This window comes from Vibrio sp. 10N.222.51.C5 (assembly GCF_041474575.1).
Classification (GTDB): Bacteria; Pseudomonadota; Gammaproteobacteria; order Enterobacterales; family Vibrionaceae; genus Vibrio; species Vibrio crassostreae_C.
Genome location: NZ_JBFRUJ010000053.1, coordinates 1 through 16,358, shown reverse-complemented (window position 1 = coordinate 16,358; position 16,358 = coordinate 1). Strand labels below are relative to the sequence as shown.

The window sequence follows — 16,358 nt, the reverse complement described above, 5'->3', positions numbered from 1 at the left end:
GCGCTGTTTATTATTTTAGGAAATCTTCACGCGCAGGGTTGAAGATATCAAGAAGGATGCTGTCTTGCTCTAGTGCAACTGCACCGTGCATCATGTGTTTACGAGCGAAGTAAGCATCGCCTTCTTTAAGGACTTTCTTTTCGCCTTCAATCTCAGCTTCGAAGCTACCACGAACTACGTAACCGATTTGGTCATGGATTTCGTGAGTATGAGGGTGGCCAATCGCGCCCTTATCAAAACATAGGTGTACTGCCATTAGATCGTCAGTGTAAGCAACGATTTTACGCTTAATGCCGCCACCAAGTTCTTCCCATGGGTTTTCATCTAGGATAAAGAAAGAGTTCATTGTGTATCTCCTAATCTGTTTAAATCTTTTAAGTGTTACTTAACTTCCATCCATCATAAGGGAATGAGCCTAATTGTAATACAATATATCTAAATTTGTGTGATATTGATCAAGCGATACTTTATATAGCGTAAATAAATCAACAACTTAATAAATGGCTAATATTTACCATTAGCCAGCTACATCAATGACTTATGGCTAATTATGTGACTCTACTCATCATTTAGCGACGAATAGGTATAATTAAAGCTCATATTGTATTACTTTATATGGAGTTTGAAAATTTAATCAAAGTTTAAGCAGATAAACTCTTTATTGAGGGTGACAAAGAATATGACGACTAAACCAGTATTGTTGACTGAAGCAGAAATCGAGCAGCTTCATCTTGAAGTGGGCCGTTCTAGCTTAATGGGCAAAACCATTGCAGCGAACGCGAAAGATCTAGAAGCATTCATGCGTTTACCTATTGATGTCCCAGGTCATGGTGAAGCTGGGGGTTACGAACATAACCGCCATAAGCAAAATTACACGTACATGAATCTAGCTGGTCGCATGTTCTTGATCACTAAAGAGCAAAAGTACGCTGACTTTGTTACAGAATTACTAGAAGAGTACGCAGATAAATACCTAACGTTTGATTACCACGTACAGAAAAACACTAACCCTACAGGTCGTTTGTTCCACCAAATCCTGAACGAACACTGCTGGTTAATGTTCTCAAGCTTAGCTTACTCTTGTGTTGCTTCAACCCTGACACAAGAACAACGCGACAATATTGAGTCTCGCATTTTTGAACCAATGTTAGAAATGTTCACGGTTAAATACGCACACGACTTCGACCGAATTCACAATCACGGTATTTGGGCAGTAGCGGCTGTCGGTATTTGTGGTCTTGCTCTTGGCAAGCGTGAATACCTTGAAATGTCGGTGTACGGCATTGACCGTAACGACACTGGCGGCTTCCTAGCGCAAGTTTCTCAGCTGTTTGCACCTTCTGGCTACTACATGGAAGGTCCTTACTACCACCGCTACGCGATTCGCCCAACGTGTGTGTTCGCTGAAGTGATCCACCGTCATATGCCTGAAGTTGATATTTACAACTACAAAGGCGGCGTGATTGGTAACACCGTTCAAGCCATGCTGGCGACGGCTTACCCGAACGGTGAGTTCCCGGCTCTGAATGATGCTTCTCGTACTATGGGTATCACAGACATGGGTGTTCAGGTTGCAGTAAGTGTTTACAGCAAGCATTACTCTTCTGAAAACGGCGTAGACCAAAACATTCTTGGTATGGCGAAGATTCAAGACGCGGTATGGATGCATCCATGTGGTCTTGAGCTATCTAAAGCCTACGAAGCGGCTTCTGCTGAGAAAGAAATCGGCATGCCTTTCTGGCCAAGTGTTGAGTTGAACGAAGGCCCTCAAGGTCATAACGGCGCGCAAGGCTTTATCCGTATGCAGGATAAGAAAGGCGACGTTTCTCAACTTGTTATGAACTACGGCCAACACGGCATGGGTCACGGCAACTTTGATACGCTGGGTATTTCTTTCTTCAACCGTGGTCAAGAAGTACTGCGTGAATATGGCTTCTGTCGTTGGGTGAACGTTGAGCCAAAATTCGGCGGCCGTTACCTAGACGAAAACAAATCTTACGCTCGTCAAACGATTGCTCACAATGCAGTTACGATTGATGAAAAATGTCAGAACAACTTTGATGTTGAACGTGCAGACTCAGTACACGGTTTACCTCACTTCTTTAAAGTAGAAGACGAGCAAATCAACGGCATGAGTGCATTTGCTAACGATCATTACCAAGGCTTTGACATGCAACGCAGCGTGTTCATGCTAAATCTTGAAGAATTAGAATCTCCGTTATTGTTAGACCTATACCGCTTAGATTCTGTAAAAGGCGGTGAAGGCGAGCATCAATACGACTACTCACACCAATATCAAGGTCAGATTGTTCGCACTAACTTTGAATACCAAGCAAACAAAGAGCTAAACACTCTAGGTGACGATTTCGGTTACCAACACCTATGGAACGTGGCAAGCGGTGAAGTGAAGGGCACAGCACTGGTAAGCTGGCTACAGAACAACACCTACTACACGTGGCTAGGTGCAACGTCTAACGACAATGCTGAAGTTATCTTTACTCGCACTGGCGCTAACGACCCAAGCTTCAACTTACGTTCTGAGCCTGCGTTCATTCTACGCAGCAAAGGTGAAACAACACTGTTTGCTTCTGTTGTTGAAACGCACGGTTACTTCAACGAAGAATTCGAGCAATCAGTTAATGCACGTGGTGTTGTGAAAGACATCAAAGTAGTGGCTCACACCAATATCGGTTCGGTAGTTGAGATCACCACAGAGAAATCAAACGTGACAGTGATGATCAGCAACCAACTTGGCGCGACTGACAGCACTGAACACAAAGTAGAGCTGAACGGCAAAGTATACAGCTGGACAGGCTTCTACTCAGTAGAAACAACTTTAAACCCAGAATTAGCAAGCAGAGCAGAGCAGGGGAAATAATAATGAGCTATCAACCACTTTTACTTAACTTTGATGAAGCAGCAGAGCTTCGTAAAGAACTTGGCAAGGATAGCCTTTTAGGTAACGCACTGACTCGCGACATTAAACAAACTGACGCTTACATGGCGGAAGTTGGCATTGAAGTACCTGGTCACGGTGAAGGCGGCGGTTACGAGCACAACCGTCACAAGCAAAACTACATCCATATGGATCTAGCGGGCCGTTTGTTCCTTATCACTGAGGAAACAAAGTACCGTGATTACATCGTTGATATGCTAACAGCGTACGCGACGGTGTACCCAACACTTGAAAGCAACGTAAGCCGTGACTCTAACCCTCCGGGTAAGCTGTTCCACCAAACGTTGAACGAGAATATGTGGATGCTTTACGCTTCTTGTGCGTACAGTTGTATTTACCACACCATCTCTGAAGAGCAAAAGCGTCTGATCGAAGACGATCTTCTTAAGCAAATGATCGAAATGTTCGTTGTGACTTACGCACACGACTTCGATATCGTACACAACCACGGCTTATGGGCAGTGGCAGCGGTAGGTATCTGTGGTTACGCAATCAACGATCAAGAGTCTGTAGACAAAGCGCTTTACGGCCTGAAACTAGACAAAGTAAGCGGCGGTTTCTTAGCGCAACTTGACCAACTGTTTTCGCCAGACGGCTACTACATGGAAGGTCCTTACTACCACCGTTTCTCGCTACGTCCAATCTACCTGTTCGCTGAAGCAATTGAACGTCGTCAGCCTGAAGTTGGTATCTATGAATTCAACGATTCAGTGATTAAGACAACGTCGTACTCTGTATTCAAAACCGCATTCCCAGACGGTACATTGCCAGCTCTAAATGATTCATCGAAGACAATCTCTATCAACGATGAAGGCGTTATCATGGCAACGTCTGTGTGTTACCACCGTTACGAGCAGACTGAAACTCTGCTTGGCATGGCTGATCACCAACAAAACGTTTGGGTTCATGCTTCGGGTAAAACACTGTCTGACGCGGTTGATGCAGCAGCCGACATCAAAGCATTTAACTGGGGTAGCCTGTTTGTAACGGACGGCCCTGAAGGCGAAAAAGGTGGCGTAAGCATCCTTCGTCACCGTGATGAGCAAGACGACGACACAATGGCGTTGATCTGGTTTGGTCAGCACGGCTCTGATCACCAGTACCACTCTGCGCTAGACCATGGTCACTACGATGGCTTACACCTAAGCGTATTCAACCGTGGCCACGAAGTACTGCACGATTACGGTTTTGGTCGCTGGGTAAACGTTGAGCCTAAGTTTGGCGGTCGTTACATCCCAGAGAACAAGTCTTACTGTAAGCAGACGGTTGCTCACAACACAGTAACGGTTGATCAGAAAACGCAGAACAATTTCAACACAGCATTGGCTGAGTCAAAGTTTGGTCAGAAGCACTTCTTCGTAGCAGACGACCAGTCTCTACAAGGCATGAGCGGCACAATTTCTGAGTACTACACTGGCGTAGACATGCAACGCAGCGTGATTCTTGCTGAACTTCCTGAGTTCGAGAAGCCACTTGTAATCGACGTATACCGCATCGAAGCGGACGCTGAGCACCAGTACGACCTACCCGTTCACCACTCTGGTCAGATCATCCGTACTGACTTTGATTACAACATGGAAAAAACGCTTAAGCCGCTAGGTGAAGACAACGGTTACCAGCACTTATGGAACGTGGCTTCAGGCAAAGTGAATGAAGAAGGCTCTCTAGTAAGCTGGCTACATGACAGCAGCTACTACAGCCTAGTAACTAGCGCGAATGCGGGCAGCGAAGTGATTTTTGCTCGCACTGGTGCTAACGATCCAGACTTCAACCTTAAGAGTGAGCCTGCGTTCATCTTACGTCAGTCTGGTCAAAACCATGTGTTTGCTTCTGTATTGGAAACACACGGTTACTTTAACGAGTCTATCGAAGCCTCTGTAGGCGCTCGTGGTCTGGTTAAATCAGTGTCTGTTGTTGGCCATAACAGTGTCGGGACTGTTGTGCGCATTCAAACGACATCTGGCAACACTTACCACTACGGTATTTCAAACCAAGCTGAAGATAAGCAGCAAGCAACTCACACTGTTGAGTTTGCTGGTGAGACATACTCGTGGGAAGGATCATTTGCTCAACTGTAAATGATCAACACACATATCATTTAACGATGGTGTGTACTGATGTGGTGCTTTGCGGGAACGAAGCGTCACATTGAATTCAGTCGTGATTGCAAAATCGTTCGTTGATACCAACAACGACTGAATACATCGGGAATAAGTCAAACCGAGTAACTCATTGCGAGTTGCTCGGTTTTTTTATGTGTGTAAGAAACAGAATAGAACGTTTCAACAAACAAAAAGCCTACTCAGTGAGTAGGCTTTGGTCCTAACTAACCGTCTATTTGACGTTGTTTTTATTATTTAGATAAGGGCTTTTCTTGCTTTCGCAGCCAGCCATTCGGAGAAGATGACTGTCACTAGAATCGCACAGAAAATCACAGTCACTTGAGGCCATGCCAGCATTGCCATCGACTCTTGCAGTTTTAAGCCGATACCGCCAGCGCCGAGCAAGCCTAAAACTGTAGACTCACGAATATTGATATCCCAGCGGAACAAGCTCGTGCCGATGAAACTTGGCATCACTTGCGGAAGAATACCGTAGTTCAATACCTGCAGCGGAGAAGCTCCAGTCGATTGGATTGCAGACATCTGTGTTGCATTCACTTCTTCAATCGCTTCATACATTAACTTCGCCACAAAACCAATTGAACGTAGCGCTATCGCAATGATACCGGCCAACAAGCCTGGGCCGATGACTGCTACCAATAACAATGCCCAAATTAACGAGTTAATTGAACGACTTGCCGCGATGATGAACAGCGCGATAGGTCTGATAAACGTCATGCTTGGCGTTGTATTACGTGCAGCTAAGAACGCGACTGGAAACGCTAGTACTATCCCCAACAGTGTGCCAAGTGTCGCGATGTTAATGGTGTCCCACAACGGACTCCAAAGAGACTCTAAGTAGCTCCATCTTGGTGGCCACATACGTGAAGAGATATCAGTAAATTGGTTGGGTGAGTCAGTCACAAAGTACCAAATCGTATCCTTGTTCATGACTTGCCATGCGAATACTGTCAAAGCAACAAAGCAAAGCCAGCCTAGCCAAAGCATGAGGCTCTGTTTACTGTCGTAACGCTGCCATTGGGTACGATTGATGGCGCTTGTCGGTGTTTCATTTAACGTGCTCATTGGTCGTTCCTTACTGCACATGCTTACGGATGATGGTTGATAGGCATTCACACAACATCACAATCACTATAATAATCAATAGAATAGCGGCTGCTGCGCTGTATTCGTAACGGTCCATTGCTGTGTTTAACGTTGCGCCGATACCACCTGCGCCAACAATGCCAATTACGGCTGACTCACGAAAGTTGATGTCGAGTCGGTACATCGAAAGTCCGATGAAGCGCGGCATTATCTGCGCTTGAATCGCGTAATTGACCTGTTGTAACCAACTCGCGCCCGTTGCGCGCATTGCGGTGAGTGGTGCTGGATCAATGGCTTCAATTTCATCAGCAAACAGTTTTGCGAGAAAGCCGATGGTGGCGAAGGTGAGCGTGACAAAGCCCGCAAACGTACCAAAGCCAAATAGAGCAACACACAGAATCGCTACGATGATTTCTTGTAAGCTACGCGCAACCGAAATAAACGCACGACAGAATAAGTAAACAGGCGTAGGGGCAAGGTTTTTCGCTGCGCCTAATCCGAATGGGATTGAAAGAAGGACACCCGCCACGGTCGATGTCAGGGTCATGGTTAAACTTTCAATCAAACCTTGTGAGATGTTGTTCCATCGGCCACCAAAATCTGGGTTCATGAAAGCCAAAATGAACTGCCAGCCGCGTTCGCTGCCTTCGTAAATTCGAGTCCAGTTGACGTGTACCGATTGAGTCGCAAAGTACAAGTAAACCGCGACAATGATGATTAAGCTCCAGCGTAGCCATGGGCTAGAAATCAGTGGCGGCTTTGTCCACTGTGTCGGGTATTGTTTGGAATTCTGTTTTCCTGACTTTAAATGTTGTTGTGCTGACTTTAAATGCTGATGAGCTTGATTTGGATATGGTTGAGTCATATTGTTGCCTCAGACAGGCGAGGGCTCGTGATGATGAGGTCATCGGCCTCTTCTTCTGCTTGTTGACTCCAGTCTTCTTCACCGTAGATTTGCGTTAAAACATCTTCAGTGAGCAGGTTTGGTTTGTCATCAAATACGACACAACCTGCATTTAATCCGACCACACGGTCAACAAACTGCTTTGCTAATTGAACATCGTGAATATTGATGATAGCAGGGAGCTGTTGCTCTGAACAAATCTCACTGATCAGTCGCATGATTTGGCGCGCTGTACGTGGATCAAGTGCGGCCGTTGGTTCATCAATCAACAGTAATTTCGGTTTCTGAGCAAGTGCACGTGCAATACCAACACGTTGACGCTGACCACCCGACAGAGCATCGGCCCTTTTATTGGCGTGTTCTAACAACCCAACACGGTCGAGTAGCGCATAAGCGGCTTGGATATCCGATTCAGGGAAACGACGAGTAAAGCTCTGCCAGAAGTTCACGTAACCCAACCGCCCTGAAAGTACGTTTTCCATCACCGTTAAACGCTCAATCAGCGCGTACTCTTGGAAAATCATCCCGATTTCACGGCGTGATTGTCTCAGTTGTCGCTTAGACAGCGTTTCTAGATTGGTATTGGAAAAGATCACTTCGCCGCTGGTGGGCTCGGTGAGCCGATTAATACAACGGATAAGCGTTGATTTACCCGCACCAGATGGACCAATTAAACCAACCACTTCACAGGCATTGACCGACAAGCTAACGTTGGTAAGGGCTTTATCAGAACTGGAGTAGTGCTTGGTAAGCCCTTTAAGGGTAAGAGTAGACATAGAATTCCTATAAGAGCGGTGTACTAAGAGTTCGCCTGAGACAGGCATGGAAAGTAAACCGGAAAGAGTGGTGAATAACTGCAGGCGATTACACCTGCAGTTAGTTTTATCGGTGTGTGATTGGCTTTTTAGTTCGGTTGAACTTAGCTACACGTGTAAGAGACTTTATTGGCTGTATCGATAGTGCGGATCACTTCCCAGTGCTCTTGGTAAGTGATCGGAACGAACTTCGCTTCACCGTTACGCTCAAATTCTTCTTGAAGCTTTGTGCCTTCCCAGTCGAAAGTGAAGAACGCTTTTTGAATCTTCTCTTGAAGCTCTGGTGTTAGGTTGTGCGCTGTGCCGTAAGCTGTTGTTGGGAAGGTTTGTGACATGTAGATGCTCTTGATTTGACCTTCTTTCACGACTTCACGTGAAAGCATACGGTTCAATACTGAGTTAGCGACGGCTGCTGCGTCATAATCTTTGTGTGCCACACCCAAAATAGAGTTGTCGTGCGCGCCAGAGAAAGCCGGTTTGAAATCACGTTCAGGTTGAAGCTGGTATTCAGCATCCAGAATCGCAGAAGGGGCTTTGAAACCAGAGTTTGACGTTTGCGATGTGAATGCTAGGTTTTTGCCTTTTAGGTCTTCAACCTTTTCGATGCCTGAACCTGGGTGCGTGATGATTTCCATTTCGTAACCGAAAGAACCATCTTCCGCTGCCATCATGGTGAATGGTGCGAAGCCTGCGCAGTTAACCGCTAGTGGCGTTGAACCTGTGTTGAAACCTGCGATATGCAGACGACCTGAACGCATTGCTTCAATTTGAGCTGCGTTATTTTGAACAGGGAAGAAACGAACCGTCTTTTCCGTTGTTTTTTCAAGGTGGCTCAAAAACTCGCTCCACACATCAGCGTATACTGCAGGATCTTCAACTGGCGTATAAGCAAAAATTAGCGTGTTTGGGTCAACCCATTGTGATTCATCTTGAGGAACATCAGCAACCAAGTTGCCAGAGCGATCTTCGTATCGTGTATCCATTGCTAATGCAGAACCAGAAAAAATCAGCGCAGCAGTAATAGCGCTCTTAAGCGTGAGATTTGTTTTTGTCGGTTTCATTATGTCAGTCCAATTGAGTGATTTGTTGGAAGGAAGTATAGGAATCGAGGATGACAGAACCGATGCCTTTTGATGACGGATTTATGAATGGTGTAACATAATGTTTCTAGCGGTATGGAGTTAGATGCTTTATAAGTGTTTGATTCATTGAGTAAATTAATAGGGCACGACTCGTTGCTAATTTACTCAATTGGCGCTAGGTTGAAATCCTGTTATAGTGATCCTTAAATAATACATAAACATAACATATAAAATAAGTGAACTTATGGTTAGCACTTTTAATTCAATCTCGGGCTCGAAGCGCAGCCTGCACGTGCAAGTAGCGCGTGAAATCGCTCGTGGAATCTTGTCTGGTGAACTGCCACAAGGTTCTATTATTCCTGGTGAAATGGCGCTGTGTGAACAGTTTGGTATCAGCCGTACGGCACTTCGTGAAGCCGTTAAACTACTGACTTCTAAAGGTCTGTTAGAGTCCCGCCCGAAAATCGGTACTCGTGTAGTAGATCGCGCATACTGGAACTTTCTTGATCCTCAACTGATTGAATGGATGGATGGTCTAACCGACATAGACCAATTCTGTTCTCAGTTTTTAGGCCTTCGCCGTGCGATTGAACCTGAAGCGTGTGCATTAGCTGCAAAATTTGCGACTGCTGAGCAACGTATCGAGCTTTCAGAGATCTTCCAGAAGATGGTTGAAGTGGATGACGCAGAAGTGTTTGACCAAGAACGTTGGACAGACATCGATATTCGTTTCCATAGCTTGATCTTTAATGCGACAGGTAACGATTTCTACCTGCCATTCGGCAATATTCTGACTACCATGTTCGTTAACTTCATCGTGCACTCTTCTGAAGAGGGCAGCACATGTATCAATGAACACCGTAGAATCTATGAAGCGATTATGGCTGGCGACAGTGAAAAAGCTCGTACAATGTCAGCCGCTCACTTGCAAGACGCTAACCACCGTTTAGCCACTGCAAGCTAAACACGGTTTTCAACTTCATTTGAACCAATCAAAAAGGTATGCCAAGTGCATGCTTTTTTGTTTTTAGAAAGCGTGTTGCACCATGTGTGGCACTGTTTTGGTTCATCCTCGCTTAACTCCTTCTTAAGCCAGTTCCTTCTTGTATACGCCTAGCGGTCGTTCTCTTTACCATCATAATAAAAATAATATTACGCTCGATATTCGTTTTTAGACACTCTCGACCCCCAAATAATTATGCGTCATCCATGATTTTTCATTTTTGTATATTTTGAATCTACCATCGTTTGAACTGGATATGCCTCTTCTATATTGATTAATTTAAGTAGAATTCTAATGAAATTATCCACTCTCAATAGATAAAAAACGCTGGTTTATTGTGTGATAAATGAGGGTGATTTAGCTCAGATTTGGCTTTTATTATTTTTGAGAATTTTATATTTATATGTGTTTGGTTGTATTTGTTAATAAGTGTGCAAAGTCTCGCTTTTTTATAAGTCTTTGATTTTAATGGGTGTGATGTTCTTTGGTCTTGGTTTTTTGAGTTTTCATCTCAAACACCAGTAATTTCCTTAATGGATTGGCCATATTCCATCCTATGTCATATATATAATTAACTTAATCAATCAAAATAAGATCGCCATCACTTATTTGGATTATTGTACTACAAATAAAGTTTGAGATTTCCTATAGTCCTCGTAACAAAATACAACGGACAAAGGATACACGATGGAACTCAACACGATTATTGTCGGCATTTATTTCCTATTCTTGATTGCGATAGGTTGGATGTTTAGAACATTTACAAGTACCACCAGTGACTACTTCCGCGGGGGCGGTAACATGTTGTGGTGGATGGTTGGTGCAACCGCCTTTATGACCCAGTTTAGTGCATGGACATTCACCGGTGCGGCAGGTAAAGCGTATAACGATGGTTTTGCAGTAGCGGTCATCTTCGTAGCCAACGCATTTGGTTACTTCATGAACTTCGCATATTTTGCTCCAAAGTTCCGTCAACTACGTGTAGTAACGGTAATCGAAGCAATTCGTATGCGTTTCGGTGCGACTAACGAACAAGTGTTCACTTGGTCTTCAATGCCAAACAGTGTTGTTTCTGCCGGTGTATGGTTAAACGCACTAGCAATCATCGCTTCTGGTATCTTCGGTTTCGACATGACAGCAACTATCTGGATTACCGGTTTGGTTGTATTGGCAATGTCTGTAACGGGTGGTTCATGGGCGGTAATTGCATCTGACTTTATGCAGATGGTTATCATCATGGCAGTAACCGTGACATGTGCTGTTGTTGCTGTTGTTCAAGGTGGCGGTGTTGGTGAAATCGTGAATAACTTCCCTGTAGCGGAAGGCGGTTCTTTCCTTTCTGGTAACAACATTAACTACTTAAGCATCTTCAGCATTTGGGCATTCTTCATCTTCGTGAAGCAGTTCTCTATTACTAACAACATGCTTAACTCTTACCGTTACCTAGCGGCTAAAGACTCAAAGAACGCGAAGAAAGCGGCGCTACTAGCGTGTGTGCTAATGCTTTGTGGTGTATTTATCTGGTTCATGCCTTCTTGGTACATTGCAGGTCAAGGTGTCGACCTAGCAGCAGCTTACCCAGATGCAGGTAAGAAAGCGGGTGACTTTGCCTACCTATACTTCGTACAAGAGTACATGCCAGCAGGTATGGTTGGCCTTCTAGTTGCGGCGATGTTTGCAGCGACAATGTCTTCAATGGATTCTGGTCTAAACCGTAACTCGGGTATCTTTGTTAAGAACTTCTATGAACCAATCGTTCGTAAAGGTACGGCTAGCGAAAAAGAACTAGTAACGGTTTCTAAGATTACTTCTGCCGTGTTTGGTATTGCTATCATCCTTATTGCACAGTTCATCAACTCGCTTAAAGGTTTGAGCCTGTTCGATACCATGATGTATGTAGGCGCACTGATCGGCTTCCCAATGACAATTCCTGCATTCCTTGGCTTCTTTATTAAGAAGACTCCGGACTGGGCTGGTTGGGGTACGCTAGTGGTTGGTGGTTTTGTTTCTTACTACGTGGGTTTCGTTGTTAACGCTGAAATGGTGTCTTCAATCTTCGGTCTAGAAGAGCTAACAAGCCGTGAATGGTCTGATGTTAAGGTTGCTATCGGTCTGATTGCTCACATTACGCTGACAGGTGGTTTCTTCATCCTATCAACTCTGTTCTACAAGCCATTAACTGAGAAGCGTCAAGCAGACGTTGATAAGTTCTTCGGTAACCTGTCTACTCCATTAGTTGCGGAGTCAGCAGAACAGAAAGTACTGGATAACAAACAGCGTGAAATGCTTGGTAAACTGATTGCGGTAGCGGGTGTCGGTATCATGCTAATGGCTCTACTCACTAACCCAATGTGGGGACGTCTAGTCTTCATACTTTGTGGTGTGATTGTTGGTGGTGTTGGTGTGCTATTGGTTAAAGCGGTCGATGACGGCGGCAAGCAAGCGAAAGCAGTAACTGAAAGCTAATACATAGAAAACGATTATAATAGAATGCGACGACTCGAAAGGGCGTCGCATTTTTTTTGCTCTGCGAAACGGAAAACGGTCAGGTGGAAGATATCTGACCTAAATCACGAAAACTGTACAAAATGGTTCAATCGAACCGAAATAGATTTAATTGTCCTACAATAAGACGTATATTATTGCTAATTCCTTTCAATCAACTTGAAAAATAAGTGAGTTAGAATGAGCGACCAAAAATCTCTTGATGCAATCAGGAAGATGAAGCTGGAGAATGATACTTCAGCAGGTAATCTTGTAGACCTACTCCCTATCGAAGTACAGAAACGTGACTTCGACCTATCATTCCTAGACAACTTGAGCGAAGCACGTCCACGTCTTCTTGTTCAAGCAGATCAGTTAGAAGAATTCAAAGCGAAAGTGAAAGCTGATGAAGCTCACTGCATGTTTGATGATTTCTACAATAACTCGACAGTTAAGTTCCTTGAGACTGCTCCTTTCGAAGAGCCTCAAGCGTACCCAGCTGACACGGTAGGCAAAGCTTCTCTATGGCGTCCTTACTGGCGTCAAATGTACGTTGATTGCCAAATGGCACTAAACGCGACACGTAACCTAGCAATTGCTGGTGTTGTGAAAGAAGACGAAGCGCTAATTGCTAAAGCAAAAGCTTGGACTCTAAAACTGTCTACGTACGATCCAGAAGGCGTGACTTCTCGTGGCTATAACGATGAAGCGGCTTTCCGTGTTATCGCGGCTATGGCTTGGGGTTACGACTGGCTACACGGCTACTTCACAGATGAAGAACGTCAGCAAGTTCAAGATGCTTTGATTGAGCGTCTAGACGAAATCATGCACCACCTGAAAGTGACGGTTGATCTATTGAACAACCCACTGAACAGCCACGGTGTTCGTTCTATCTCTTCTGCTATCATCCCAACGTGTATCGCGCTTTACCACGATCACCCGAAAGCAGGCGAGTACATTGCATACGCACTAGAATACTACGCAGTACACTACCCACCATGGGGCGGTGTAGACGGCGGTTGGGCTGAAGGTCCTGACTACTGGAACACGCAAACTGCATTCCTAGGCGAAGCATTCGACCTATTGAAAGCATACTGTGGCGTAGACATGTTCAACAAAACATTCTACGAAAACACAGGTGATTTCCCGCTTTACTGCATGCCTGTTCACTCTAAGCGCGCGAGCTTCTGTGACCAGTCTTCAATCGGTGATTTCCCAGGTCTAAAACTGGCTTACAACATCAAGCATTACGCAGGTGTTAACCAGAAGCCTGAGTATGTTTGGTACTACAACCAACTGAAAGGCCGTGATACTGAAGCACACACCAAATTCTACAACTTCGGTTGGTGGGACTTCGGTTACGATGATCTTCGCTTTAACTTCCTTTGGGATGCACCTGAAGAGAAAGCACCATCGAATGACCCACTGTTGAAAGTATTCCCAATCACGGGTTGGGCTGCATTCCACAACAAGATGAATGAGCGTGATAACCATATTCACATGGTATTCAAATGTTCTCCGTTTGGCTCAATCAGCCACTCTCACGGTGACCAAAACGCATTCACGTTGCATGCATTCGGTGAAACGCTAGCGTCAATCACTGGCTACTACGGTGGTTTCGGTGTTGATATGCACACGAAATGGCGTCGTCAAACGTTCTCTAAGAACCTTCCACTATTTGGCGGTAAAGGTCAGTACGGCGAGAACAAGAACACGGGCTACGAAAACCACCAAGATCGCTTCTGTATCGAAGCGGGCGGCAACATCTCTGATTTCGACACTGAATCTGATGTGAAGATGGTTGAGGGTGATGCAACGGCATCTTACAAGTACTTCGTTCCTGAAATTGAATCTTACAAGCGTAAGGTCTGGTTTGTTCAAGGTAAAGTATTCGTAATGCAAGACAAGGCAACGCTTTCTGAAGAGAAAGACATGACTTGGCTAATGCACACAACTTTCGCAAACGACGTGGCAGACAAGTCTTTCACTATCCGTGGCGAAGTTGCGCACCTAGACGTAAACTTCATCAACGAGTCTGCTGATAACATCACGTCAGTTAAGAACGTTGAAGGTTTTGGCGAAGTTGACCCATACGAGTTCAAAGATCTTGAAATCCACCGTCACGTTGAAGTGGAATTCAAGCCATCAAAAGAGCACAACATCCTTACGCTTCTTGTTCCTAATAAGAACGAAGGCGAGCAAGTTGAAGTGTCTCACAAGCTTGAAGGCAACACGCTAATGCTAAATGTTGATGGTGAAACGGTTTCAATCGAACTGTAATTCGCTGAAGCAACAGAAGCTAGATACTAAAAACTCCGAGTGAAAGCTCGGAGTTTTTTTGTTTGCACAGAACAGGCAGTAGCCTACGAGGTGGGAAGAGGTTGCGTTGGTTAGTTAGAGGCTAAGTAGCAAGAGTGCCAGGCTTAGTAAGTGGCGACAAAACTTGGTTTAAAACCCGTGTTCAGTAAACCTTACTAAGGCTAGGGCAGTGACTGTCTTCCAATAATTTGTCAACTACTGACAGTGGGCAGCCTTAATCTTGTCTGAAAAAAGGGACGGCAGGTTAATAATCGTTATTGGAGTGGCTTATTCTCATTAATCGTATGACATTTAGAGTGCATTATTTCATCAATAGGTTATTTTTTGATTGGGATATCGCTCTTGTAAGTACAAAGCGTGACCATATTTTCTCGTAAAGTGAATCCCCGTCACAACTTGCGTCTAAGCATTGAAGGATTACCCTAAAACTATTGCGTAACGGAAAAGACGTCGTTATTATAATGACCATATAATCATACAATACTATATTTGGAGTTTGAACATGACTAAACCTGTAATCGGTTTCATTGGCCTAGGTCTTATGGGCGGCAACATGGTTGAAAACCTACAAAAGCGCGGCTACCACGTAAACGTAATGGATCTAAGCGCTGAAGCTGTTGCTCGCGTTACAGATCGCGGCAATGCGACTGCATTCACTTCTGCTAAAGAACTAGCTGCTGCAAGTGACATCGTTCAGTTTTGTCTTACAACTTCAGCTGTTGTTGAAAAAATCGTTTACGGCGAAGACGGCGTTCTAGCTGGCATCAAAGAAGGCGCAGTATTAGTAGACTTCGGTACTTCTATCCCTGCTTCTACTAAGAAAATCGGCGCAGCTCTAGCTGAAAAAGGCGCGGGCATGATCGACGCACCTCTAGGCCGTACTCCTGCACACGCTAAAGATGGTCTTCTGAACATCATGGCTGCTGGCGACATGGAAACTTTCAACAAAGTTAAACCTGTTCTTGAAGAGCAAGGCGAAAACGTATTCCACCTAGGTGCTCTAGGTTCTGGTCACGTTACTAAGCTTGTAAACAACTTCATGGGTATGACGACTGTTGCGACTATGTCTCAAGCTTTCGCTGTTGCTCAACGCGCTGGTGTTGATGGCCAACAACTGTTTGACATCATGTCTGCAGGTCCATCTAACTCACCATTCATGCAATTCTGTAAGTTCTACGCAGTAGACGGCGAAGAGAAGCTAGGTTTCTCTGTTGCTAACGCTAACAAAGATCTTGGTTACTTCCTTGCTCTTTGTGAAGAGCTAGGTACTGAGTCTCTAATTGCTCAAGGTACTGCAACTAGCCTACAAGCTGCTGTTGACGCAGGAATGGGTAACAACGACGTACCAGTAATCTTCGACTACTTCGCTAAACTAGAGAAGTAATCGACGTACGACCTCGCTAGGGTATTGCCTGTCTTTTTAGGCGGCGATACCTCAGCGAGGTTCGTTTTTATCTGCCATACCCAACCCTTTGTTCCCTCGTTAAACTCTTCTACTTCTACTTCCTCAGCTACACCTACTCAAAACTCTGTTCAACTTTGTTACTGCCTCAATTCCTATTTTTGTATCTATATCTATATCTATA

Annotated in this window: 11 protein-coding genes; 6 read left to right on the top strand and 5 right to left on the bottom strand. The window is 44.8% G+C overall.

Annotation, left to right across the window (positions count from 1 at the left end):
- Window positions 1-10: 10 nt before the first annotated feature.
- A complete protein-coding gene (locus AB4558_RS16715; RefSeq protein WP_009846518.1) occupies window positions 11-346 on the bottom strand; it encodes a cupin domain-containing protein in 336 nt (111 codons plus the stop codon).
- A gap of 333 nt (window positions 347-679) precedes the next feature.
- Here AB4558_RS16715 and AB4558_RS16710 point away from each other — a divergent pair, with 333 nt between their 5' ends.
- Window positions 680-2,878, top strand: a complete 2,199-nt coding sequence (locus tag AB4558_RS16710; protein ID WP_372073759.1) for a heparinase II/III family protein — start codon at window positions 680-682, stop codon at window positions 2,876-2,878.
- A gap of 2 nt (window positions 2,879-2,880) precedes the next feature.
- Window positions 2,881-5,034: a heparinase II/III family protein gene (locus AB4558_RS16705; protein ID WP_372057307.1), complete on the top strand. Its 2,154-nt coding sequence runs from the start codon at window positions 2,881-2,883 to the stop codon at window positions 5,032-5,034.
- Between the two features lie 279 nt (window positions 5,035-5,313).
- On the opposite strand, the gene phnE (AB4558_RS16700) is transcribed toward AB4558_RS16705, so the two are convergent.
- From phnE (AB4558_RS16700) to phnD, 4 genes are all read right to left on the bottom strand, one after another.
- Entirely contained in the window at window positions 5,314-6,144 is an 831-nt protein-coding gene (gene phnE / locus AB4558_RS16700) for a phosphonate ABC transporter, permease protein PhnE (RefSeq protein WP_372073763.1), read from the bottom strand.
- Window positions 6,145-6,154: 10 nt separating this feature from the next.
- Window positions 6,155-7,030, bottom strand: coding sequence for a phosphonate ABC transporter, permease protein PhnE (gene phnE, locus AB4558_RS16695; RefSeq protein WP_372073765.1), 876 nt, complete (start codon window positions 7,028-7,030; stop codon window positions 6,155-6,157).
- Window positions 7,027-7,845, bottom strand: coding sequence for a phosphonate ABC transporter ATP-binding protein (gene phnC, locus AB4558_RS16690; protein ID WP_372073767.1), 819 nt, complete (start codon window positions 7,843-7,845; stop codon window positions 7,027-7,029). The genes phnE (AB4558_RS16695) and phnC overlap by 4 nt, the downstream gene beginning before the upstream one ends.
- Window positions 7,846-7,988: 143 nt before the next feature.
- Entirely contained in the window at window positions 7,989-8,945 is a 957-nt protein-coding gene (gene phnD / locus AB4558_RS16685; RefSeq protein ID WP_372158936.1) for a phosphate/phosphite/phosphonate ABC transporter substrate-binding protein, read from the bottom strand.
- A gap of 265 nt (window positions 8,946-9,210) precedes the next feature.
- Between phnD and AB4558_RS16680 the strand changes: the two genes are divergently transcribed.
- From AB4558_RS16680 to AB4558_RS16665, 4 genes are all read left to right on the top strand, one after another.
- Window positions 9,211-9,930: a FadR/GntR family transcriptional regulator gene (locus AB4558_RS16680; RefSeq protein WP_017061478.1), complete on the top strand. Its 720-nt coding sequence runs from the start codon at window positions 9,211-9,213 to the stop codon at window positions 9,928-9,930.
- Between the two features lie 726 nt (window positions 9,931-10,656).
- Window positions 10,657-12,435, top strand: a complete 1,779-nt coding sequence (locus AB4558_RS16675) for a sodium:solute symporter family transporter (protein WP_102332117.1) — start codon at window positions 10,657-10,659, stop codon at window positions 12,433-12,435.
- Window positions 12,436-12,654: 219 nt separating this feature from the next.
- Entirely contained in the window at window positions 12,655-14,733 is a 2,079-nt protein-coding gene (locus AB4558_RS16670) for a DUF4962 domain-containing protein (protein WP_372073769.1), read from the top strand.
- 541 nt (window positions 14,734-15,274) lie between these two features.
- The gene (locus AB4558_RS16665) at window positions 15,275-16,156 is read left to right on the top strand and encodes an NAD(P)-dependent oxidoreductase (protein ID WP_004733521.1); all 882 of its coding nucleotides are present in this window, start codon (window positions 15,275-15,277) and stop codon (window positions 16,154-16,156) included.
- Window positions 16,157-16,358 lie beyond the last annotated feature (202 nt).